This window comes from Paraburkholderia sp. FT54, assembly GCF_031585635.1.
In the GTDB taxonomy this organism is placed as follows: domain Bacteria; phylum Pseudomonadota; class Gammaproteobacteria; order Burkholderiales; family Burkholderiaceae; genus Paraburkholderia.
The window spans coordinates 1395849-1420141 of sequence record NZ_CP134196.1 but is presented as its reverse complement, the minus strand read 5'-3'; the positions used below and the strand labels follow the sequence as shown (position 1 = coordinate 1420141).

Genomic DNA, 24293 nt, shown 5'->3' with positions numbered 1-24293 from the left:
CATGATTCGTTGGGCGGCATGGCATGCATGCACGATTCAGACGGAAGCTCAATCCGCGATGTGCAGCGCTGCGAGCAGATCGGCCACTCGTTCGAATTCCCTCTCTGCCCCCGGCAGCTCGGGACGGCGCAGCATCACGACCGGCAAACCGCGTTCACGCGCGACTTCGAGTTTCGCCTCGGTTGCATTGCCGCCGCTATTCTTGCTGACCACCACATCGAAGGCTTGCAGCGCGAACAATGCGCGCTCGCCTTCGAGCGTGAATGGGCCGCGCGCGGCGAGTATCCGCGCACACGCCGTGTCGTCGTGTGCATCGAGACAACGCACGGTCCAGAACTGATGCGGGGGAATCTCGTCGAGATGCGCGAGCGGTTCGCGGCCGAGCGTGAAGAGCGGTTTTCTGAACCGCGCCAGCGCATCCGTTAGCTCGTTCCAGTTACCGACCATGCGCCAGTCGTCGCCGGCTTGCGGCTGCCAGGCCGGGCGGCGCAGCGCCCAATACGGCACCCGCGCGGCGCGGCCTGCGTGCGCCGCATTCGCGCTGATTTGCGCGGCATACGGATGGGTTGCGTCGATCACGAGGCCAATGCTTTCGCTTTCGATGTAACGGGCCATGCCCTCGCTGCCGCCGAAGCCGCCCACGCGCACCGTGCACGCCAGATCGTCAGGCACCTTGCCGAGGCCGGCGAGACTGTACACGTGACCGGGGCCGAGTTGCCGTGCGATCCGCAAGGCGTCGCCGGTGCCGCCGAGCAGCAGAATCCGCTTCATTGCGCGGCTCCGATCAGCTTGCCCTGACGGTCGATCGCAAACATTTCCACGTTGACCTGCGGCGGCACGATGCCGCGCGCTACCGCCAGCGCATGCTGGCAGACGATATCGCCAAGCGGCACCTGCTGCGCGCGCGCCAACGCAACCGCCTGCTGACTCGTATTGGCCGCGCGGATCGCCGCCTGAAGCGCGTCGTCCGCGCCGTGTTCGGCGGCCCATTGCGCGAGCCGTTCGAGGTCGATGCTGGAATGGCGGCTATGCAGATCGAGATGCCCCGCCGCCAGCTTGCTGAGCTTGCCGAAGCCGCCGCACACGCTCAGACGCTCGACCGGCGCGCGCTTCATATGCTTGAGCACCGCGCCGACGAAGTCGCCCATCTCGATCAGCGCGATGTCCGGCAGGCCGTAATGCGCGCGCATCGCGTCTTCGCTCGCGTTGCCGGTGCAGGCGGCCAGATGCATGTAGCCGTTCGCGCGCGCGACGTCGATGCCCTGATGGATCGATGCGATATACGCCGAGCACGAGAAAGGCCGCACGATGCCGGTCGTGCCGAGGATCGACAGGCCGCCGAGAATGCCCAGGCGCGGGTTCATCGTTTTCAGCGCGAGCGCTTCGCCGCCTTCCACGCCGATCGTCACCTCGAAACCGCCGCCATAGGCATGTTCCGCCGCGAGTTCCGCCAGATGCTCGGTGATCATTCTGCGCGGCACCGGGTTGATCGCCGGTTCGCCGACCGGCAGCGTCAGTCCCGCGCGCGTCACCGTGCCGACGCCCGGCCCCGCGCGAAATATCACGCCGGGTTCGGCGACGAGGCGCACGCGGGCGAACACGACCGCGCCGTGGGTGACGTCGGGATCGTCGCCGGCGTCCTTGACGGTGCCAGCTTCGGCGCCTTCGTGGCCATTGCCGGTCAGGCGGCAGAACACCAGCGGCATGGGCACATGCTGGCCCTTCGGCAACACGATCTCCGCGACCTCGCTGACGACACCCGCGAGCAACAGACGCGCCGCCGCCAGCGACGTCGCGGTGGCGCAACTGCCGGTCGTGTAGCCGCTACGCAGCGGCGCGGGTTGTTCGGGCGTTTCTTCGCGCATCAGGGTTCTGGCGATGAGTCGGGTGGATTGGCGTTCGTGGCGCTTGTTGGGTTGGTGGCGTTCGTCTCGTTCGTCTCGTTCGTCGTATTCGTCTCGTTCGTGCCGCACTTGACGTTCATCGCGTTCGTGACGCTCATGGCACCGTCGCCGGCCGGCTTCGTCACCTCCAATAGCGTGATCGGCAACGCCTGCCGCCAGGTATCGAAACCGCCGAGCGGCTGCGCATCCGCGAGCGCGATCCGCGTCAACGTCCCGCCGTGCCGCTCGCGCCATGCCGCCAGCGCCGCCTCACCTTGCAAGGTGACCGCATTCGCGACCAGCCGGCCGCCCTCGCGCAGACTGTCCCAACAGGCCTCCAGCACGCCCGGCACCGTCGCGCCGCCGCCGATGAACACGGCGTCCGGCACCGGCAGTCCCTGCAGCGCTTCGGGCGCGCGGCCTGCCACAAGCTGCAGGCCCGGCACGCCCAACGCATCGCGATTGTGTTCGATGAAGCGCTGCCGCTCTGTGTGCCCTTCAATCGCAATCGCGCGGCAAGCCGGATGCGCGCGCATCCATTCGATGCCGATCGAGCCGCTGCCCGCGCCCACGTCCCACAGCAATTCGCCGGGCGTCGGCGCAAGGCGCGCGAGCGTGATGGCACGCATGTCGCGCTTGGTCAACTGACCGTCGTGGCGAAAGGCGTCGTCGGGCAAGCCGCAGGTCAGCGGCAGACGCGGCGCGCCTTCGGTGGCGCGGCAGTCGAGCGCGATCAGGTTCAGCGCGGCCACCTCGCCCGCGGACCATTGATCCGCACGACCGTCGATGCGCCGCTCCATCTCGCCACCAAGGTGTTCCAGCACGCACATGCGGGTCGCGCCGAAACCGCGTGCATTCAGCAGTTCCGCGAGCGCAGCCGGCGTGCGCCCGTCCGCGCTCAGCACGAACACGCGCGCGCCGTCGTGCAGATGCGCGTTCAGCGTCGGCAAGGGCCGGCCCACCAGCGACACCGTCGCGACGTCCTGCAACGGCCAGCCGAGGCGCGCGGCCGCCAGCGACAACGACGACGGCGCGGGCAGCACCCGCAACTCGCCAGTCGGCAACTGCCGCGCGAGCGTCGCGCCGACGCCGAACAGCATCGGGTCGCCGCTCGCCAGCACGCACACCGCGCCGCCGCGCTCGGCCAGCAACGGCGCGAGGTCGAAGGGACGCGGCCACGCGGCGCGGCGCGCGGCGAGGCGCGCGGGCAGCATCGCCAGATGGCGTTCGCCGCCGTACACCACCGACGCTTCCAGCAAAGCACGCCGCGCGGGCCTTCCCAAACCGGCGAAGCCGTCGTCGCCTATGCCCACCACCGTCAGCCAGGCCGGCATGCATCCATCCTCATTCTGTGTCTTCAAATAATGCGCTGTGCCACGCCGATCAAAGCGTCCAGCCTCGTTGTGCTGTTCGAAAAAAGGCATAATACAGCCGCCGGTGCCCTTCGGGGCCGAAGAGGGAACACAGTGCCGCTGTGGCTGCCCCCGCAACTGTATGCAGCGAGTCCGCCTGCGCTCCGCGCCACTGGTTCGACCGGGAAGGCCGCGGCGGACCATGACCTGCCAGCCAGGAGACCTGCCGGCGAGACTGTTCGTGCCAGCCAACATCGGGCGGGGTGTACCGATGCCGCAGCAATGCCCGCCTCGCGGCATGCTCGGGCCGTCGCGCGACGCTAAACCGGTGTCCGTCTTGAATCAAGCTTCGCCTTCCACCGTTTCATCCGACGCGGCCAGCACGCCGCGGCCCTCGGCGTGTCCGGGGCTGCTGCGCATCGTCGCCGCGCGCGACGGCGGGATTTGCCGGATCAAACTGCCAGGCGGCGAGTTGAGCGCGGCGCAGGCACGGGCGGTCGCCCAGGCCAGCGCGCGGTACGCGGCCGGAGTGATCGAGCTGACCAATCGCGCGAATCTGCAGCTGCGTGGGGTGAAGCGTGGCGAGGAAGCGGCGTTGATTGCGGCTTTGCTCGACGCAGGCCTTGGGCCGGCGACGGGCGCGCAGCGCGCCGCGGATACCATGATGGCGAAGAACGCCGTGAACGCGAACGTGGCGAGCGCCGTGGCCAGGAGCGCCGCCGATGCCACTCGCGCACCCACCGCAACCTCAGCCGACGACGTACGTAACGTGATGATCAGCCCGGCTGCCGGGCGCGATCCGTTCGCACTGTGCGATACACGGCCGCTGTGCGCCGAATTGCTCAGTCTGCTGCAAAGCGAAGCGCGGTTCGCGGCGCTGTCGCCGAAATTCGCGCTGCTGCTGGACGGCGGCGAGCGGCTCGCGAGAGTGGATCATCCGCATGATGTGTGGCTGGCGGCATCGAACGAGGCGGATGGTGTGCGATTTGTGTTCGGGTTGGCCGGTTGTCCGCCTGAGCGCGAAAATGGAAACACCGGCTCGCCATCGCAAAGCCAACATGGCGGTCCTCCCCGCGCGGCTGAAAAAGCGCCCACGGACAGCACTGGCGCGTTGGCCGCAATCCTGCCTTCACAAGTCCCCGCACTGGTACGCGCGCTGCTGCTCACGTTTCTCGACCTCGCCGCCGCCGACGCCACGCGCATGCGTCACCTGTTGGCCGCGCATTGCGCTAACGCGCTACTGCACCACGCCCAGCGATACCTCGACTTCCCCCTGACGCGAAACGCGAAGCTAGCCGGCTGGCATCGCGGCACCGCGGCCGACGCCAGCCTCCGCCTCGGCGCCCACGCGCAACGCGTGCCCGGAACCTGGCACGCAGGCGGCCAGCCGCCGCTCGGACGCCTCGACGCCGACGCCTTGCGCGGCCTCGCCGCCCTTTCGCAGCAGCACGGCAATAGCACGCTTCGCCTGACACCCTGGCAAAGCGTGCTGTTACCCGACGTCGCAACGCACGCCGTCCCCGCCGTGCTGGCCGGCTTGACCGCACTCAGTCTCGCCTGCGATCCCGCGCAAGCCATCACGCGCCTGATCGCCTGCGCCGGATCGACCGGCTGCGCCAGGGGCCTCGCTGACACCAAGGCCGACGCGCTGCGTCTGGCGGCCCGCCTGCCCGCAGGCGTCGACGTGCATCTGAGCGGCTGTGCGCGCTCGTGCGCCGCCGCGCATTGCGCGCCGCACACGCTGCTGGCTGCCGCGCCCGGCCTCTACGACCTTTATCGACGCGACGGCCAGCCCGGTTTCGGCCAGTGCGTCGCGCGCCAACTGACGATCGACCAGGCCGCCGACATGCTCGCACGCCTGGCCCGGAGTGATACCGATGCTTGATTACCTTCGCGACGGTCAGGAGATCTATCGCCAATCCTTCGCGACGATCCGCGCGGAGGCCGACTTGTCGCGCGTTCCCGCCGACCTCGAAAAACTCGCGGTGCGCGTGATCCACGCGTGCGGCATGGTCGATGTGATCGACGATCTGCAATTTTCCGGAGGCGCGGGCGCGGCGGGCCGCACGGCGCTCGCACACGGCGCGCCGATCCTGTGCGATGCCGGCATGGTCGCGCAGGGCATCACGCGTGCGCGGCTGCCAGCGAACAACGAGGTTATCTGCACGCTCGCGCATCCGGACGTGCCGTCGCTCGCACGCGAACTCGGCAATACGCGCTCGGCGGCCGCGCTCGAATTGTGGCGGCCGCATCTGGCGGGCGGCGTCGTGGTGATCGGCAATGCGCCGACCGCCCTCTTTCATCTGCTCGATATGCTCGACGCCGGCGCGGCCAGACCCGCGCTGATTCTCGGCTTTCCAGTGGGCTTCGTCGGCGCCGCCGAATCGAAAGCCATGCTCGCTGACGATAGTCGCGGCGTGCCCTACGTGGTGGTGCAAGGCCGACGCGGCGGCAGCGCGATGGCGGCCGCCGCCGTGAACGCGCTGGCCACGGAGGTCGAATAAATGACGGCGCAAGGACGTTTGTTCGGACTTGGCGTCGGCCCCGGCGACCCGGAACTCATCACGCTCAAAGCGCTGCGCTTGCTGAAGGCGTCGCCGGTGGTCGCGTACTTCGTCGCGAAGGGCAAGAAAGGCAACGCGTTCAGCATCATCGAGGCGCACTTGCACGACGCGCAACAGCATCTGCCGCTGGTCTATCCCGTCACCACCGAAGCGCTCGAACCGCCGCTTTCGTACGAAGCGATCATTGCCGACTTCTACGACACCGCCGCGCAAGTGGTCGCCGCTCACCTCGACGCGGGCCGCGACGTCGCCGTGATCTGCGAAGGCGATCCGTTCTTCTACGGCTCGTACATGTATCTGCACGACCGGCTCGCGGCTCGCTACGAAAGCGAAGTCGTGCCCGGTGTCTGCTCGATGCTCGGCGGCGCTGCCGTGCTCGGCGCGCCGCTCGTGTATCGCAACCAGAGCCTGTCGGTGCTCTCGGGCGTGCTGCCCGAAGACGAATTGCGCCGGCGTCTGGCCGATGCCGACGCCGCCGTCGTGATGAAACTCGGCCGCAACTTCGACAAGGTGCGGCGCGTGCTGGGCGAACTCGGTCTCGCGGACCGCGCGTTGTATGTCGAACGCGCGACGATGGGCAATCAACGCATCGTGCCGCTCGCCGAAGTGGATCCGATGGCGTCGCCGTACTTTTCGCTGCTCGTGGTGCCGGGGGAAAAATGGCAAGGATGAACGCGCCGGCGATCGTGATCCTCGGCGCGGGCGCGTTGGCGACGGCGCGGCGCATTCAGGCGCTGTATGCCGGTAGCCAGGTGCATGCGCTGCAGGGACGCGTCGAAGCGGACGTGTCGTACCGCGAACTCGGCGCGCATCTGCGGGATCTGTATGCGCGCGGCACGCCGATCGTCGCGTTGTGCGCGGCCGGGATCGTGATTCGTTGCGTCGGGCCGTCGTTGTTCAACAAGGGCGTCGAGCCGCCGGTGCTGGCCGTTGCCGAAGACGGCAGCGCAGTCGTGCCGCTGCTCGGCGGTCTCGCCGGCGTCAACCTGATGGCGCGCGAGATTGCCGCGATGCTGGCCGTGTCGCCCGCCATCACGACGAGCGGCGAATTGCGTTTCGGCACCTGCGTGCTCAATCCGCCCGACGGCTACACGCTCGCCGACATCGGGCAAGGCAAACGCTTCGTGTCGGATCTGCTGGCCGGTGAAAGCACGCGTATCGAAGGCGAAGCGCCGTGGCTCGACGACGCGCAACTGCCCCGCTCCGCTTCGGCGCGTCTCGCGATTCGCGTGACGCCGCGTGCCTGGGACGGACGCGACGATGAGCTGGTGATTCATCCCCGCAGCGTGGTCGCGGCGGTGAGCGCCGTGGATGCCGAGATCGCGACGCGTGTGCACGAGGCATTGGACGCACAGGGTCTCGCGCCGCTTTCGCTCGCGGCATTGCTGGCTTCTTCTGAACGCATGGCCGATCCGGCACTTGCCGAAGCCGCGGCGAACCTGAACGTACCGTTGCGTTTCGCGCTGACATGTCCCGAAGATGGCGAGCCGCCGGGCAATCTGCTGCATGCCGCGCTGCGCGTTCCCTATGAGACGTTGCACGACGATACGGCGGCAGGCGTCGCGCTGGCGTTGACGCCGCTCGCCATCGATCCCGCCACGATCGGCCGCGCGCGTGGCCGTCTGACCGTGATCGGCCTCGGCCCCGGCAGCGCCGATCTGATGGTGCCCGCCGCGCGCACGGCGCTCAACGAAGCCACCGATATTCTCGGCTACGACACCTACGTGAAAATGGCCGGCCCGTTGCGCGCCGACCAGCGCGTGCACGGCACGGACAATCGCGAGGAACTGCAACGCGCGCGGCATGCGTTCGAACTGGCGAGCGAGGGACGCGCGGTGGTGATGGTGTCCTCGGGCGATCCGGGGGTGTTCGCGATGGCGGCTGCGGTGCTTGAAGCGCTGGAGTCGTCGGATAACGCGGATTGGGCTGCGGTCGAACTGGCGATCGTGCCGGGTGTGTCGGCGGCGATGGCAACGGCGGCGCAAGCGGGTGCGCCGCTGGGTCACGACTTCTGCATGCTGTCGCTGTCCGACAATCTGAAGCCCTGGACCATCATCGAAAAGCGTCTGAGGCATGCGGCCGAAGCGGATCTCGTGATGGCGTTCTATAACCCGATTTCGCGCGCACGGCCGTGGCAACTGGATAAAGCGCTGGACATCGTGCGGGAGTATCGCGCGGCTGAGACTCAGGTGGTGCTGGGCCGAGACATCGGTCGGCCCGGCAGCACGCTAAAGGCGCTCACGCTAGGCGAATTGCGTTCGTCCGATGTGGATATGCGCACGATGGTGATCGTGGGGTCGTCGACGACGCGGCGCTTCGGCAACGCGGCCGAAGGTGGCGAGTGGGTTTATACGCCGCGCTGGTATGAGTGAGTGGGCAGGCGCGCCGACCGGGCGACATCAGCCTGCGCGCTACCTTTTCATCGCCCTGACCAGCGCCCGCATCTGCACGCCATCCGGCCGCGCCAAGTCTTCCAGAATCGTGAAGTGATTGCACCCGGGCAAGGGCACGAATTCCACCTGTTCGCCTGCCTGCCGACACGCCGCCGCATATTCCTCCGAGTGGCGAATCAGTTCCGGCAATTCCGCCGTGCCGACGCTGATGGTCATCGGCACGCCGTGGCCGATATGCCGAATCGGACTATAGGCTTCTATTTCCTGCGGCGTGAGTTGCAGCTTATCGTTCAGCCACGACATCGCGATCGGCTCGAGATCGACGAGCGCGCTGATCGGCATGGCATGCATGAGCGCTTCGTGCGCTCGAAAATGCGCACTCAGTTGCCCGCCCGCCGAGTGTCCCGCGAGGCAAATGGGACCGCGCGTGCCGAGTCCGTCGCGATCCTCGCCCAGCGTCGCCAGCAACGCCTCGATTTCGCCGACGATTTCCGTCATCGACGCCTCCGGCGCCAGGGTGTACTCGGCCAGCACAACGTTGAAGCCGCAAGCGAGCGGCCCGCTCGCCACGAACGCGAAATCTTCCTTGCTGCGCGCCTGCCAGTAACCGCCGTGGATGAACACGAAAATCGGCGCATCCGGCCGGCCACACGGCAACCAGTCGAAGCGCTGACGGGGACGCGGTCCATACGCGACATCGCGCCGGCACGGCACGGTTTCATAGAGCGCCGCGCTGCGCGTCTGAAAGCCGAGCATGCGTTCGGCGGCGTCCTCGACCGCCGCTACGTTGTCGTAGGCGGCACGCAGCGCCGTTTGATCCATGCCCCGGAAAAGTTCGCTCATGATGTCCTTGAATCGTTGGTCGAAGAGAAGCGTTTGAAGCGCGCTAGGCCGTCACCTTCAGGTCGTCGATCGCCCGCTGCCGCACACCAAGATCGTCCCACAACTCCGGATGACACGTGAACACCAGAATCTGATGCCGCGTGGCCGCATCGATCAGCGCGCGCTTGATTGCATCGCGCCGCGCGGCATCGGTATGCACCGCCGCGTCGTCGAGCATCAGCAAGGTCGGCCGGCCGGATGCCTTCAACAGATCCGCGTAGGCAAGCCGCGTCAGAATGCCGAGTTGTTCGCGCGTGCCGAAGCTCAACGCATCGAGCGTATCCGCGCGGCCGAAGCGCTCAAGCGTGGCGGGACTCAGGTCGTCGCCGAGCGCGATCGTCGATTGCGGGAAAATCCGCTTCAGATAATGGCCGAGCCGTTCGGTCAAAGGTGCACGCAATTGCGCCACCGCGGCGTCGCGTTCGTCGACCAGCACTTCGTCGAGCAGGCTCAACGCGCTCGCCCGCAAGCTGAGTTCGTCCTTGCGCCGCGTAGCCTGTTCGACCTTGGCCTGCACCGACGCCAGACGCTCTCCGAGACCGGATGCGCCGACTGTCTCCAGTTGACTGCGCAATCCCGCGATCTTCACTTGCCGCTCGTTCTGCTCGCTGCGCGCGAGTTCCGCCGATGCGCGATAGCGCTTCGCCTCGGCCGCCGGATCGTCGAGACGCGCGGCTTCCAGTTCGCGCTCGCGCCCTTCGCGCTCTTTGCGCAATGCCTCGACCTGCACGCGTTGTTCGACGATTTTTGTCTGCCACTGCGCGCGGTTGTGGCGGAACGTTTCGTCGTTCAGTTGCGCTTCCTTGCGTTGTAACTGAGCCGCGAGCGATTCCGCATTCGCCATGCCGGTCGATTTTTTATCGGCTGCCTGGGTCAGCACTTTTCTGGCGGCTTCTAACGCGTCGCGCGCGATCTCAGCGTTGCGGCGCGCTTCGTCGAGCGGCGGCGCAGCCGACACGTCAGGCAGACCTGTCAGCCGCTCATTGGCGGCCTGCATGCGCGCCGCAGCCGTCGCCGACGCCGCGCGCAACGCCTCGATGCCCTGCGGCGCGTGCACCTCAAGAATCTTCGCCTGGCTTTTCTGCTGCGCGAGCGCACCCTTCCACCGCTCGTGCCGCGCTTCGCCCTCGCCGAGCGACGCGACGCCGAGCGCCTGCAACACCTGGGCATGCTGGGCTTCGAGCGACGCGAGTTCGGACAAGCGCGCCGGCAGATCGGAAACGCCCGGAATCACCCGCAATTCGCCGAGCGCGCCGAGGCCGATTCGCTTCTCCTCGTCCAGACGCAGCACGCCCTCGCCGTTCACGGGTTCGTCGTCGACGGTAATCGGGCCGTTCAGGCGGTATTCGATGCGCGTCATCGCGGCTTCGGTGCGGGCACGCAGCACGGTCAGCTCGCTGGCAAGCGACGCGAGCCGCTTCAGTTTCGTTTCGTCGATTTCGAGCGTGGCCGCCTCGCGCGCGGCTTCGAGCACGGCGTCGTTCGCTTTGCTGGCAGCGGCGATCGACGCTTCGAGCCGCTCGCTCTCGGCGCGATAGAGTCCGATCTGGCTGCGCAGATCGGCGGCGGTCACTGCCGCGTTGGCCAATTCGAGCGCGCGGTTGGCATCGGCGAAAGCCTGCTCGAATTGCGCCACACTGGCGGCGGCATCCGCGTGCTCGGCCTGCACCGCGGCCACGCTCGCCCGCAGCGCGTCGAGTTGCTGGCGCTCGCGCGCGACAGCCGCTTCCAGTTCGAGCGCGCTCTGCTCCTGCTGCAATGGCAGCGCCAGTTCGGCTTCGCTCGCCTTCAGCGACTGCGCGAGCCCTTGCAAGCCGATCTCGAGTTGCGCGACGGCATCGGCCCGTAGTTGCGCCTGCAAGGCCCTCTGCTCGTGAAGCTCCCAGGGGCGCTTGCGTTGCGTGTCGTCGAAGGCTTCCTGCTGCGCGGCGAGGCGCGCGATGTTCTCCTCGAACTGTTGACGCTGCTGTTCGAATTCGTTGCGCTCGTCGGTCAGCCGGACGAGTGTCTGTTCGGCCTCGGCAAGCGGCCCGGTGGACTTCTGCGTACGCGCGGTGAGCAGTTGCCGGAGCTCGCGCTGCACGGCGGCGATCAGCGCATCCTCTCCGGCCGATTCGCGCCCGCCCGAGAGTTGCGACAACGCATCGCGCAGATACTGCGCCGCGTGGCCGGTGGAATCGCGCACTTCCTGCGTGCCGCCTTGCTGCACCCACAGCAACCCCGGAACACCGGCGTTCTCGGCCTTCAACGGCCCACGCGCGGGACGCGAAAATCCGAGCAGGTCCGCGAGCTTGTCTTCGGCTTCATCCTCGCCGAAGACGCTCTGGCCGATCTTCAGCTCGCAGCGCTGGCGCGTGACGAACTGCTTCGACAAACGGCACGCCGTGCCGTCCAGATCGAAACTCACTTCAACCGACGGCTGCCCGCTCGCCTTGCCCCACGGCAACAGATCTTTCAGATGCGAGGCCTTGTAGCGCTCCAGAAACACGGCACGCACGGCTTCGGCGATGGTGCTCTTGCCGGCCTCGTTCGGACCGACGAAAAGATTCAGACCGGGCTGCAGATCGTCGACGACGAGCTTTCCGGTGAACTGCTTGAACTCCTGAATCGCAATACTTTGCAGCTTCATGCGGACCTCGCTTCGCGCGGCAGTTCACGTTGAAAACGCGCCAGAAGCAACAATGCCTCGGCCGCGCGCCTGACCTCCTGCGGGTCGGACTGCGGGTCTTCCTGCAAGCCGCGCAGACGCGCCACGACCTTCGCGAGGTAGCCGCTTTGCGCGCCGAGTTCGGCGATGTCGTCGTCGGTGGGCAGCACTTGCAGGCCGCTCAGATCGACGCGCAAGGCCCGCACGCGGGCTCGCGCTTCTTCCACGGCGACGTGAAGCGCTTCGGCCTCGGCCAGTGCTGCCATGCCGCCGACCGTCACGCGCAGCACGTCGTGGCTGCCCAGCGTGGCGAGGCGCGCCTTGAGCGAATCGACATCGGTCGGCACGGCGATGGTTTCGTCCCAGCGATGCCATTGATATTGACCGACCCGTACCGGCTCGACCACCGGCGACGCGCCTGGCTCGCTCAGCGTCACATCGAGCATGAAGCCCGGATCGTTGGCCCGGAAGCGGTCCTGCTCGTGCGTGCCGGCGTACCAGGTGCGCTCATTGACGCGCAGATGGCCGTGCCAGTCGCCGAGCGCCAGATAGTCCAGACGCGCGCTCGCGGCCCGCGTTGGCGCGAGCGGATTCGACGAGTCGATGCCGTCCTGCAGAATCCCGCTCACGCTGCCATGCGCGAGTCCGACGCGGTGATAGCCGGGCGGCGTCTCCACGGTATCGAAGAAGCCGGTGGTGTCGTCATACGTGATGCGTTGCGTGAGCGGCGCGCACAGCAGCGCGCACGGGCAGGCATCCAGCAGCACCACGCCGGGTTCGAGCACCACGCGCACATTCGGCGCGATGCAGTTCAGGCGCTGCGCGCGCGTCCACACGCTCTCGACGAGCGCGGCGTCGTGATTGCCGGGCAGCATGATCCACGGTCCGGCGAAGGCCTGCAGCGCGCCGAACAGACGGCGGATCACCGTGTCCGAGACGGTTTGCAGATCGAATACGTCGCCGGCCACGAGCACCGCGTCGACATTGCGCGCGGCGGCTTCGGCGGCGATCCGGCGCACGGTCTCGAAGCGCGCTTCGGCAAGATGCGCCGCTTCGTCCGGCTCGAACTGGCCGAATTGCGTGCCGATCTGCCAGTCCGCGGTGTGCAGAAACCTGATCACTGTGCCTCCATTCCGTTGCATGCCGTTCAATTGCAATCTGCCTCGCCGGGCAAGGCGGCGCAGTCTGACCGCAGATGTTACCGTGCCGGCGCGGCAAAGCTAGTCCCGCATACCTGACACATGCGCCGACCAGCGGCGCTACACTCGCGTTTCCGGACGCGCGAGCCATGCGCCCCACATCACTTCAATCGACCTGAACCCGCCGCCCTGCCGCCGATGAACAAAACAATCGAACTGAAGAAGGCCAAGCGCACCCCGTTACTGCTGTTGCTCGCCGCCGCCTGCGTTTTCGTGGTGACCGCTTTCATGCCGCGCGGCATCTGGGTGGACGGCATCAAGGCGATCGCCGAGGCCGCGATGGTAGGCGCACTCGCCGACTGGTTCGCGGTGGCCGCCCTGTTTCGCCGCGTGCCGATCCCGGTCGTCTCCGCGCACACCGCGATCATTCCGCGGAACAAGCACAAGATCGCCGACAACCTCGCGGTGTTCGTGCAGGACAAGTTTCTGGATGTACCCTCGCTGGTCGGCCTGATCCAGAAACACGACCCGGCGCAAAGCATCACCGGCTGGCTGACGCAGCCGGCCAACACCGCGCGTCTGGGCGACTACGTCGTCAAGCTCACCAGCGGCATTCTGGAATTGACCGACGACGTGCGCATTCAGGTGTTCATCAAGGACGCGCTACGTGACGTGCTGGCCAAGGTGGATCTGTCGCAATCGATGGGCGCCATTCTCGACACGCTCACCAAAGACGGCCGTCATCAGGAACTGCTCGACGCCGGCATCGAACAGGTGGTGGCGCTGCTGCGCGAACCGCACGCGCGCGAATTCATCGCCGAACGGATCGTCGATTGGGTGAAGAGCGAATACCCGACGATGGAGAAGATCCTGCCTTCGGCATGGCTCGGCGAGAAAGGCGCCGAAGTTATCGCCAAGGCGGTGAACCGCATGCTCGAACAGATCAGCGAGAACCCCACGCATCAGCTGCGCCAGAAGTTCGACGAGGCCGCGCACAAGCTGATCGTCAAGCTCAAAACCGATCCCGCGTTCCTGCAAAAAGGCGAGGAGCTGAAACGCTATCTCGTGGAAGGCGACGCGCTCAGTTCGTATGTGAAAGACATGTGGGGCGAATTGCGCGCGTGGCTCAAGCGCGATCTGCAAAGCAGCGACTCGGCCTTGCATGCGCGCGTGGTGGCGATGGGCCAATGGGTCGGCCGCGAACTCGCGCACGATCCGGCGTTGCGCCAATCGCTGAACGACCACCTCGAAGACGCGGCACGCGCGATGGCGCCGGACTTCGCGCAGTTCCTGACGCGCCATATCAGCGATACCGTCAAGAACTGGGACTCGCGCGAGATGTCGCGGCAGATCGAGCTGAACATTGGCAAGGATCTGCAATATATCCGCATCAACGGAACGATTGTCGGCGGGTTTATCGGCCTGCTGCTGTATGCGAGCTCGCAACTGCTCGGGCTGCTGCGTCTGCACATGGGCTGAGCAATAGGCCGTCTCGGGTCAAAGCGCCTACAATCCGGGCATATGAATTGCTCATGCGTTTGTCCGGCCTCCTTGTGTCCGCGAGCGGCCAGCATAAGAACGACAGCGCGTCTCAATCGGAAAGTGTGCTCATGAAAATCTCGTTACCGCCGCCTGGGCGGCCGAACCGCGTTTACCCGCCGGGCACGCCGAGTCTGCATGGCCTCGCGTCGGTGATTACCGGCGTGGTGGTGGTGTGCGGGTTGTACTTCGGCCGCGCGGTGCTGATCCCGATTACGTTGTCGGTGTTGCTCAGCTTCCTGCTCGCTCCGCTCGTGCAGATGTTGCGGCGTTTCCATATGGGGCAATTGCCGTCGATCTTCATCGCCGTGTTGTTCGCATTGGCCAGCCTGCTCGCGGTCGGCGCGCTGATCGGCGCGCAACTCGTGCAACTCGCGGCCGACCTGCCGCAGTATCAGGAGGCGATCGAGCAGAAGATCGAAACGGTTCAGGAAAAAACCGTCGGCCGCGCCGATTCGCTGATGAGCCGCGCCGCCGTCGCCCTGCAGCGCGTGGCCCCGCCCAAGCCGAACCCGCCGCGTCCCACCGGACGCGCCGCGCGCAATGCGCCCGCCGTGCCGCAGCCGGTCGAAGTGCACGAGCCGTCGCCCACGCCGATGCAGCTCGCGCAACGCGCGCTGTCGCCGGCCATCGCGCCGATCGAAACGACCTTCATCGTGCTGGTCGTGACGATTTTCATCCTGCTGCAACGCGAGGATTTGCGCGACCGTTTGATCAGCCTGTTCGGCTCGCGCGATCTGCATCGCACCACCACCGCGATCAACGACGCCGCCGTGCGTCTGTCCCGCTATTTCGTCGCGCAGCTCGGCGTGAATCTCAGCGCGGGCGGCGTGATCGCCATCGGTCTTGCGATCATCGGCGTGCCGGGTGCGCTGCTGTTCGGCGTGATCGCCGCCTTGCTGCGCTTCGTGCCGTATATCGGCATCTGGATCGCCGCGATTCTCGCGGTCTTTCTCGCGGCCGCGATTCAGCCGCAATGGACCATGGCGGTCTATACGCTGATCCTGTTCATCGTCGTCGACGTGGTGGCCGGGCAGATCGCCGAGCCGCTGCTGTACGGCCACCGCTCCGGGCTGTCGCCGCTCGCGGTGGTGGTGGCGGCGATTTTCTGGAGCTGGCTGTGGGGGCCGATCGGCCTGGTTCTGTCGACGCCGCTCACGCTGTGCGTGGTCACGCTGGGACGCTACGCGGACCGGCTGAACTTTCTCACGGTGCTGCTGGGCGATCAGCCCGCGCTCACGCCCGCGCAGAACTTTTATCAGCGGCTGCTCGCGGACGATCCGCACGAAGCCATCGTGCAGGCGGAGCGGCTGTTGCGCGAGATGTCGCTGATCGACTACTACGACAAGGTCGCGCTCGAAGGTCTCAAGCTCGCCCGCAACGATGCGATGCGCGGCGTGCTGATGCCGGACCAGATGCAGCGCATCAACGACGCGCTGGTGGACATCGTCGAAAACCTGGAAATCGCGGATGGCTTGCCGGACCGCCTCACGCGCACCGACCCCGCCGACACCGCGAGCGCGCTGCTCGCTTCGGCCTCGGCCGATCTTTCCGAACGGCACGACAGCCATATTTCGGCCCACCCGCAACTGCGCCATGAACCCGAAAAAACTTCCGTGCTGTGCGTACCCGGACGCGGTTCGTTCGACGAAGTCACCACCGCGATCGCGGTGCAACTGCTCGGCCGCCAGGGCCTCACGCCGATGATGGCCACGCACTCGGGCTATCGCAGCGCGCGCGCCGACGAGCCGAGTTTCAGGGACGCGCCGATCATCTGCATCGTCTCGCTCGACGCGCCGGAATCGCCGCCGTACCTGCGCAACATGCTGCGGCGCACGCGCGAATGGCGGCCGCGGGCGACGCTGGTGGTCGGCGTGGGCGGTGCGCCGGAGGGCAGTCCGGAAATGGGCGCGACCGGCGCTTCGCATGCGGCCCCCACCTTCCGCGCGATGATCGAGGAATGCCAGGCGGCATCGAGCCTGCAGCATGCGCGCCAGCCTTCGCATGCGGGTGGAGCGGACTGAGTGACCTGGGCGGCAGCATGCGGGGAATGAGAACGCCTTGGCATTGATGTCCGGTCCGCGGCTCTCGCTCCTGTCCCGCCCGCTGATCACTATGGGTGAACCCTGCAGCGCCTTTTCCTATCTGGTTTCACCCCGCTGAACAATGCCGTCCGGCGCGTCGACGCCCCAACCACCGCCCAGCGCCTTGTAAAGGATAACGAGCGAGGTGAATTCGTTGCTGCGGGTTTGCGTGTAGGCCAGTTGCGCACTGAACAGACTGCGCTCGGCGTCGAGGACCTCCATGTAGCTGGTGTAGCCGCCGTCGTAGCGCTGTCGCGCGAGCCTTGCATAGGTGCCCAGCGCGTCGACCTGGCGCTCTTGCGCGGTCAGCCGTTCGCGAGACTTCTCGACGCCGAGCAGTGCGTCGCTGACTTCCTGGAATGCGGTCTGAACCGACTTCTGATAGGCATACAGAGCTTGTTGCTGGCGCGCCTTGGCCTGTTCGAGCTGTCCGGCAATGTTACCGGCGGAGAAGATCGGCTGCGTGAGCGCGCCCGCGAACGACCAGGCGTTCGCAGGCCCACTGAAGAGCGTGCTCAATTGCGTGCTCGACGAACCCAGCAGCCCGGTCAGCGAAATCTGGGGAAAATAAAGCGCGCGGGCGGCGCCGATCAGGGCATTGGCGCCGATCAGGTTCTGTTCCGCCTGCAGCACGTCCGGCCGGCGCTCGAGCAGGGCCGAGGGCAAACCGGCCGGCACCGCCGGGGACTGAAGTTGGTCGAGCGTGCGGCCACGAAGAACGGGGCCCGGGTTGCGGCCGAGCAGTATGGAGAGCGCGTCTTCCTGCTGCCCGATCTGCGCCTCAATGGCGGGAACGTCCGCGAGTGACGCCTCGTATTCCGACTGACTTTGCGCGAGTTCGACCTGCGAGATTTGCCCGCCCTTGAAGCGCAGTTCGAAGACTTTTACCGAGCCCGCACGGCTCGCCGCGGTCGCTTTGGCAATCTCGAGTTGCTGATCGAGACTGCGCAGATTGATATAAGAGGCGGCAACGGACGCGACTAGCGAGAGGATGGTGGCCCGCTGGCCTTCCTCGCTGGCGAGCAGATTCGCGCGCGCGGCTTCGGTCTGACGCCGCACGCGGCCGAACACGTCGATCTCCCATGAGATGGGCAGCGTGGCATTGAACGAGTTGAAGACAGAACCGGCACCCGCCGGCAGCGATGCCTGCGCAAGCGGCGAGATGCGCTGGCGACCGGCGTCAAAGCCGGCGCTGACCTGCGGAAACAACTGCGAGCGCGTGCTGACGAATTGACCGCGATACTCGTCGACTCGAGCTGCTGCGATTTTCAGATCCCGGTTTTGCGCGAGCGCCGTTGCGATCAGATCGTTCAGCACGGGATCGCCGAACTGCGCCCACCATGCCGTATCGGCGATTTGCGTCTGCGTACCCTCCGCAAAGCGGAACGTGGCAGGTGTTTCGATAGACGGCCGGGCATAGTCGGGGCCCAACACGCATCCACCCAGACACAGGCAAAGCCCGAATACCGACACCCAGGAAAAACTTGAACCGACTGCACGCATGTCAATCATCCTGCTTCGTGCCGGGCTGCATACCCGTCGAACTGTTAGCCACTGAGGGCGAATCGGACGGTGCGCGTTCGTCCCGTCCTTCCGGCATGGCACTCTTTTTCTTTTTTGCGACGCGGCGCCCGCTAATCGATTCGAGCAGGAAGAAAAACATCGGAATGAAGAAGACGGCGACGCCGGTCGCGCCCAACATGCCGCCAATCACGCCGGTGCCGATGGAATGCCGGCTGTTCTGCGACGCGCCGGTCGCGATGGCAAGCGGAACGCAGCCGAGAATAAAGGCGAACGACGTCATGACGATGGGCCGCAAACGGTCCCGGGCGGCGGTCATTGCAGCATCGAACGCCGATGCGCCTTGTGCGCGATTGAGCACCGCAAACTCGAAAATGAGGATCGCATTCTTGGCTGCGAGTGCGACCAGCATCGTGAGGCCGATCTGGAAATAGACGTCGTTGTTCAGGCCTCTTGACAGAATGGCCAGCAAAGCGCCGAACAGGGCGAACGGCACCGCCATCAGCACCCCGACCGGCAGGCTCCAGCGTTCGTATTGCGCAGCGAGAATCAGGAACACCATCACCAGACCGAACACGAAGACGAGGCCGGACGTGCCGCCTGACTGGCGCGCTTCATATGCTTCGCCGCTCCACCCCACGCCATATCCCGCGGGCATCGTTCGCGCCAGTTCCTCCAGCACGCCAATCACCTCGCCCGAGCTATGGCCCGGTGCCGCATTGGCGGTCACCATCACGGCCGGGAAATCATTGAAGCGCGTCATCAGCGATGGGCCTGCCACATACCGGTACGTCACGACCGATTTGAGCGGCACCATGGTGCCGGTGGCGCTACGCACGAAGACCTGGTCGAGATCCGTGGGCTTTAACCGGTATGACGGTTCCGCCTGAAGGATCACCTGCCACAGACGGCTCGACTGGTTGAACTGCGACACGTACAGCGAACCGAACATCGTCTGCATCGTGCTGTAGATCTCGTCGATCGGCACGCCGAGCGTGGCGGCCCGGTCGCGATCGACATCGACGCGCAACTGCTGCGAAAACGCGTTGAAGGTCGACGTGACGCCCGCCAGTTCAGGACGCGCCTTCGCCCTGGCGACGAAATCGTGTACGACATGGGCGAGTTGCGCCGTGGTCGCATCACCTTTGCTCTGAATCCACATCTCGGTGCCGCCCGTTGTGCCGAGCCCCGGAATCGACGGCGGGTTGACCGGCACGACGATGCTTTCCTCGATGCGTGACAAGGCCTGATAAGCGCCGAGCAACAACGCATGCGCATTCTGCGTGCGAATGTTCGCCCATGAATAACGTTCGTCGAATCCCTTCAGCCCGACAAAGAACGTTGAAGCGTTGTTCATGGTCTGATTGTCGAGCAGGCTGTATCCGTCAACCACCGTGACGCTGCTTACCGCCGCCTGCTTGGCAAAGTAGTCGGTGACGCGCGACGATACGCGCCCCGTGCGGTCGAGACTCGCCGCATCGGGCATGATGACCGCGCCGAGCAGGTAGCCCTGGTCTTCAGGCGGCAGGAAGGCGTGCGGAATGGACCGCATCATCGTGACCGCGAGCACAACCATACCGGCGAACACCCATAGCGCGACGACAAACCGTCTGATCGCGAACGCCACGGCGCGGCTGTAACCCGCCGTGACACGAGCGAACGCGTTGTCGAACCACCTGAAGAAGCGATTCTTTTCATGCGATCGCGGTTTCAGCAATACTGCCGCCAGCGCCGGCGACAATGTCAGGGCCACGATGCCGGATAGGATCACTGAAATCGCAATGGTGATTGCAAACTGCTTGTACATCTGTCCTGTAATGCCGCCCAGAAACGCCACCGGCACGAACACGGCGCACATGACCAGCACGATCGTGACAACCGGGCCCGACACTTCATCCATTGCCCGCTTGGCCGCCGCATTCGGCGAGAGGTTGAACTCGCGCATGTTGCGCTCGACGTTCTCGATCACGACGATCGCATCATCCACCACGATGCCGATTGCCAGCACCATGCCGAACATTGTCAGCATGTTGATCGAGAAGCCCAGCGCGGCCATGCCCATGAACGTCCCCAGGATGGAGACCGGAACCGCCAGCACCGGAATCAGCGTCGCGCGAAAGTTCTGCAGGAAGACGAATACGACAATCACCACCAGCACGACGGCTTCGAAAAAAGTCTTCACCACATCCGCAATGGAAGCACGCGTGAAGTCGGTGGTATCCATTGCGATGCTGTAATCGACGCCCTCAGGAAACGATCGTTTCATGTCCGCCAGCGTGGCACGCACCTGCTTCGACACATCCAGCGCGTTGGCGCCGGGCTGCTGGTAAACGGCGATTACCGTAGCGGGCTTGCCCTGGAATCTGCTGCGTATCGAATAGTCTTTCTGCCCGAGCTCGGCGCGTCCCACGTCTTTCAACCGCACGATCGCCGCACCGTTGCTCGACGCGCGAATGATGATGTCGCCGAATTCGGCGGGACTGGAAAGACGCCCACTCGTCGTCACGGCGAACGACTGCTCAACCGGCGCGCCGGTCGGCGCCTGGCCGAGACGGCCGACCGCGAACTGCTGATTCTGGTTGGCTACAGCGTTCTGCACGTCGGTCGCCGTAATGCCGAGCTGCGCCATGCGGTCCGGGCGCAGCCAGATGCGCATGGCGTAGTCCGGCGTGCCGAAGATGCTGGCCTGATTCGCGCCCGGAATGCGCTTGAGCGCATCGAGCACGTACACGTTCGCGTAGTTCGCGACGTAGGTCGAATCGACACGGTTATCCGCTGAGTACACCGCGATCACCATCATGAACGCGGAAGACTTTTTCTGCACCTGCACCCCCTGCGACTGCACAGACTGCGGCAGCTGCGGCAAGGCGAGGTTGACGCGGTTCTGCACGTCGACCTGGGCCAGATCAGGATTGGTGCCATTACGGAAGAACACGTTGATCGTCAAACTGCCCGTCGACGAACTCGACGAAGTCATGTAGATCATGTTGTCCGCGCCGTTGACCTGCTGCTCGATGGGCGCTGCAACGTTGTTCGCCACCACATCGGCGCTCGCGCCGGGGTAGCTGGCAGTGATAGTGATCTGCGGCGGCGTAATCTCCGGGTACTGCGCAACCGGCAGCGCGAACATGGCCAACAGGCCGCCCAGCGCAATGACAATGGAGATGACGGACGCGAAAATCGGCCTGTCGATACAGAAATGGGAGAGCTTCATCCGGTTTGCCGCCTAGTGCGCAGAATTGTCTTCGGGATCTTGTTGCGCAACGGGCGGCATGACTTTCGCGGTACGCTCCGCGGAGGCACCATTCCCCGTTATCCTGATCGTCGCATCGGGCGATAGTCGCACCGCGCCATCCACAACGACTCTTTCTCCGGCGCGCAAGCCGTCGTTGATGAGGCTGTCGTCGCCTTGCCATTCGCCAACCTCCACGAAGCGTTGACGAGGCTTGTCATCCTTGTCGACCGTCCACACGAAATGGCTTTTCGCGCCCTGCTGCACGGCACGCTGGGGCAGCAGAACGGCATTCGGCCGCACGGCGCCCGACACTCGCGCGCGCACGAACTGCCCCGGACGCAACGTGCCTTTTTCATTGGCGAATACCGCTCGCACGAGAAACGTGCCGGTTTCCGCGCTGAATACGGGATTGGCAAAATCGATATGCCCGCGCGCGGGAAACGTCGAACCGTCGGCCAGTAGCAGCGAGATTTCGAACTGGTTGCCGGCGGGAAAACGCAACTGGCCTTTTGAAATCTGGTCACGGTATCGCAGCATCTCGTTCTCCGAGATGCTGAACTCGACCCACATGGGATCCATCTGGTAGACGTACGTCAACAAGCCGGACTGGGCGGGCGTGACATAACTGCCTTCCTGCTGTCTCGCATAACTCGACAAGCCGGCAAGCGGCGATTTGATCGTGGTGTAGCCGAGATTCAGTTGCGCCGCCTGGACCTGCCCTTTTGCGGCGATCACGGCGGCTTGCGCCTCGCGCTCGCCCCCGGTCGCGTCGTCGAGATCCTTCTTGCTCAATGCGTTCTGTGCCGCGAGAGGCATGACGCGCGCGAGGTTGGCTTTCGCCACTTCCAGCCGCGCCTGCTGCTGGGCGAGTGCGCCTCGAGCCGATTGCAACGCTGCCTCGAATGGCTTGGGATCCATCAGAAAGAGCGTCTGGCCCTGACGAACCATCTGGCCTTCCGTGTACGTCCGCTTATCCAGAAAGCCGTCGACCCGTGCGCGAATTTCCACGGCACGCGAGCTTTGAGTCTGGGCAACAAACTCGAAATCTACCGGGGTATCGCGCGGCGCCACAGTCGTGACCGTGACGTCGACTGGCTGGGAGGCTTCAGGAGCGGCTGGCTTGCCGCAAGCGGCCAGTAATGCGAGCAGGGCTAACGCCAGCGCCGGCCGTCTCCGTACCCTATCAAGCAGGCGCTTCGGTGCGTTCGACGAGCGAATCAGGCATCCCAACAGCGAAACAGGCATGAACGTTCCGAGAAAAATGGTTCAACAGCCGGGCGTCCACGCAAGGCAATCAATTGGACTCGACCGCGCCACAAGCGCGGTCGTCCGTTATCCATCCATGAATTGCGCTGGCTGAAGACCGCTCACGCCCCCAAAGGATGGTCGGTCGCAGCGGCCCGGCAAAGTGGGAACAGCGGTGAGATCAGAACCGGTGACGGATACCCGTCGTCACGAGAAACTGATTGCTTGCCGTGGACGGCGCGGAGGTTCCTTGATTTGCACGCTGTTCAGCCCGCGACCGTTGTGCGCGCCAAGCTGCGTAACGGCTTCCGCGTAGAGATCGGTGCGTTTGGACAACGAATAGTCAGCCTGCAGGCCGAGCTGATTCCAGTGTGCCGCGCCGGTGTTCGTGTCGGAGGTGCCCGGCGCCGCGCGCAGGGCCTGCGTGTAGGTGTAGGCCGCGCCCAGGCCCAGTTCCGGCGTCAGGTTGTAGTGGGCATTGAGCTCGTAGTTGTTGTAGCGAACCGAGATATCCGAAAACTTGTCCTGAAAGCGGCTCTGCGTATATACGGCACCGAGAATGACCGGACCGAACGCGTAGCTTCCACCGAGACCCCAGGTGCGCTGATTCTGAACGCCGCTGACAGCGGACGTCGCGAACGTGCCGCCGGTGATCGCGCCGTTTTTCTGATTCAGGTCGATGCCCTGGTACTGAAGATAGGCCGCACCCAACTGCAGGCCACCGTTGCGGTATCCCGCGCCGACGCTGTAGGCACGGTTATCGGCAAAACCCGCGTTGTTCGAGAAGCCATACAGCCCGCTCATCGAGAAGCCGTCGAAGTTCGCGCTCTGGAACTTGACCGAGTTGTTGACGCTGATCGAAGAGTTGGCATTGTCGTTGTCGCCGCGATGCGCGAAATACGTGCCGCCCCAGCTGCCAGCCGCCGTCAGCGGCGCGAGGTAGTCGACCACGGAGTCGTACTGGCGGCCGAACGAAACCGTACCGTACTGGTTGGACAGACCGACATACGCCTGACGGTTGAACAGCGTATTGGACACTGCCTGGCTGCCGTTGGCGACGTTGAACCCACTCTCCAGGTTGAAGACCGTCTTCAGCCCGCCACCCAGATCCTCGACGCCGCGCAGCCCCCAGCGGCTTGCCTGCACGTTGCCGCCGGTCATGCCGACCATGGCTTTGCCATTCGTGACACGCCCGTCGGACGTCACGGTGGAATCCTTGCTGACCTCATTGCTCACGTACGTCAAACCGGCGTCGACAATGCCGTATAGCGTGACGCTGCTTTGGGCGTGCGCCGCGCACGCAAAAGTGGCGGATACGGCGGTCGCAGTAATGATTTTTTTCATTTGAACACCTTGGCGTTTAATCTTAAGACTCGGCTGCGGACATGAGATTGAATCTGCCGCAGCCACAAATGCACCTATCCTCAATTCCATTTAGACCAATATTGAAGACGGACTCTGCGTGCAATCGAAATCTTAGATGCCCGACCCTGGACACATCGCCTTAAATAATGCAAAAGTAATTTAATTTTTATTCGAGATAACCTCGTGAACGGGGCGCCAGCCCAGCGTGGCAGAGGATGCGCGAGATACCCGACGATTAATGCTCCCCGGCATTGGGGGTCAGACCGTTGTTCAAGTCCAACAGGAAAAAGACCTATCTTTTTTTGAGAAAGGAATACCGATACCTTGAATTGCATCAAATCTATTTTTCAGGTCAGTCAATAACAGACATGCCACTGTCTCTTCATCGAAAAGATTATTATTCCGCTCTTCCCGCAAATATTATTTTGCTTTATTGTTGGTGAT

15 protein-coding genes, 1 pseudogene and 1 riboswitch are annotated in these 24293 nt (G+C 65.0%); of the genes and pseudogenes, 6 read left to right on the top strand and 10 right to left on the bottom strand.

Annotated features, from left to right (window positions below; translation table 11 throughout):
• Window positions 1–48: 48 nt before the first annotated feature.
• From RI103_RS25895 to cbiE, 3 genes are read right to left on the bottom strand one after another with little or no spacing between them, the layout of a single operon-like run.
• Complete coding sequence (locus tag RI103_RS25895; RefSeq protein WP_310818470.1) at window positions 49–771, bottom strand: cobalt-precorrin-6A reductase; 723 nt, start codon at window positions 769–771, stop codon at window positions 49–51.
• Window positions 768–1865: a cobalt-precorrin-5B (C(1))-methyltransferase gene (locus RI103_RS25890; protein ID WP_310818469.1), complete on the bottom strand. Its 1098-nt coding sequence runs from the start codon at window positions 1863–1865 to the stop codon at window positions 768–770. Before RI103_RS25890 ends, RI103_RS25895 begins: the two co-directional genes overlap by 4 nt.
• Window positions 1865–3217 carry a precorrin-6y C5,15-methyltransferase (decarboxylating) subunit CbiE gene (gene cbiE / locus RI103_RS25885; RefSeq protein ID WP_310818468.1) on the bottom strand — a complete coding sequence of 451 codons (1353 nt, stop codon included), beginning with the start codon at window positions 3215–3217 and terminating at the stop codon, window positions 1865–1867. The genes RI103_RS25890 and cbiE overlap by 1 nt, the downstream gene beginning before the upstream one ends.
• Window positions 3218–3301: 84 nt before the next feature.
• Window positions 3302–3481, top strand: a riboswitch (cobalamin riboswitch).
• A gap of 52 nt (window positions 3482–3533) precedes the next feature.
• On the opposite strand from cbiE, the gene RI103_RS25880 reads away from it, so the two are divergent.
• From RI103_RS25880 to cobJ, 4 genes are read left to right on the top strand one after another with little or no spacing between them, the layout of a single operon-like run.
• Entirely contained in the window at window positions 3534–5120 is a 1587-nt protein-coding gene (locus tag RI103_RS25880; RefSeq protein WP_409077034.1) for an oxidoreductase, read from the top strand.
• Window positions 5113–5739, top strand: a complete 627-nt coding sequence (locus RI103_RS25875) for a precorrin-8X methylmutase (RefSeq protein ID WP_310818467.1) — start codon at window positions 5113–5115, stop codon at window positions 5737–5739. Before RI103_RS25880 ends, RI103_RS25875 begins: the two co-directional genes overlap by 8 nt.
• A complete protein-coding gene (locus RI103_RS25870; protein WP_310818466.1) occupies window positions 5740–6471 on the top strand; it encodes a precorrin-2 C(20)-methyltransferase in 732 nt (243 codons plus the stop codon).
• The gene (gene cobJ, locus RI103_RS25865) at window positions 6468–8171 is read left to right on the top strand and encodes a precorrin-3B C(17)-methyltransferase (protein ID WP_310818573.1); all 1704 of its coding nucleotides are present in this window, start codon (window positions 6468–6470) and stop codon (window positions 8169–8171) included. Before RI103_RS25870 ends, cobJ begins: the two co-directional genes overlap by 4 nt.
• Window positions 8172–8210: 39 nt before the next feature.
• On the opposite strand, the gene RI103_RS25860 is transcribed toward cobJ, so the two are convergent.
• Genes RI103_RS25860 through RI103_RS25850 form a run of 3 tightly spaced genes read right to left on the bottom strand, consistent with a single transcriptional unit; the run spans window position 8211 to window position 12842 of the window.
• On the bottom strand, window positions 8211–9035 hold the full coding sequence (locus RI103_RS25860; protein WP_310818465.1) for an alpha/beta hydrolase: 825 nt from the start codon (window positions 9033–9035) through the stop codon (window positions 8211–8213).
• A gap of 43 nt (window positions 9036–9078) precedes the next feature.
• Window positions 9079–11703, bottom strand: a complete 2625-nt coding sequence (locus tag RI103_RS25855; RefSeq protein WP_310818464.1) for an AAA family ATPase — start codon at window positions 11701–11703, stop codon at window positions 9079–9081.
• On the bottom strand, window positions 11700–12842 hold the full coding sequence (locus RI103_RS25850; RefSeq protein ID WP_310818463.1) for a metallophosphoesterase: 1143 nt from the start codon (window positions 12840–12842) through the stop codon (window positions 11700–11702). Before RI103_RS25850 ends, RI103_RS25855 begins: the two co-directional genes overlap by 4 nt.
• 216 nt (window positions 12843–13058) lie before the next feature.
• Between RI103_RS25850 and RI103_RS25845 the strand changes: the two genes are divergently transcribed.
• Complete coding sequence (locus RI103_RS25845; protein ID WP_310818462.1) at window positions 13059–14339, top strand: DUF445 domain-containing protein; 1281 nt, start codon at window positions 13059–13061, stop codon at window positions 14337–14339.
• Between the two features lie 131 nt (window positions 14340–14470).
• A complete protein-coding gene (locus RI103_RS25840; protein WP_310818461.1) occupies window positions 14471–16423 on the top strand; it encodes an AI-2E family transporter in 1953 nt (650 codons plus the stop codon).
• 117 nt (window positions 16424–16540) lie between these two features.
• Here RI103_RS25840 and RI103_RS25835 read toward each other — a convergent pair whose 3' ends face one another.
• The 4 genes and pseudogenes from RI103_RS25835 to RI103_RS25820 form a co-directional block, all read right to left on the bottom strand.
• The gene (locus tag RI103_RS25835) at window positions 16541–17986 is read right to left on the bottom strand and encodes an efflux transporter outer membrane subunit (protein WP_310818460.1); all 1446 of its coding nucleotides are present in this window, start codon (window positions 17984–17986) and stop codon (window positions 16541–16543) included.
• Between the two features lies 1 nt (window position 17987).
• On the bottom strand, window positions 17988–21218 hold the full coding sequence (locus RI103_RS25830) for a multidrug efflux RND transporter permease subunit (protein ID WP_310818459.1): 3231 nt from the start codon (window positions 21216–21218) through the stop codon (window positions 17988–17990).
• Window positions 21219–21230: 12 nt separating this feature from the next.
• A complete protein-coding gene (locus RI103_RS25825) occupies window positions 21231–22484 on the bottom strand; it encodes an efflux RND transporter periplasmic adaptor subunit (RefSeq protein WP_310818458.1) in 1254 nt (417 codons plus the stop codon).
• A gap of 181 nt (window positions 22485–22665) precedes the next feature.
• Window positions 22666–23828: pseudogene (locus tag RI103_RS25820) on the bottom strand (porin).
• Window positions 23829–24293 lie beyond the last annotated feature (465 nt).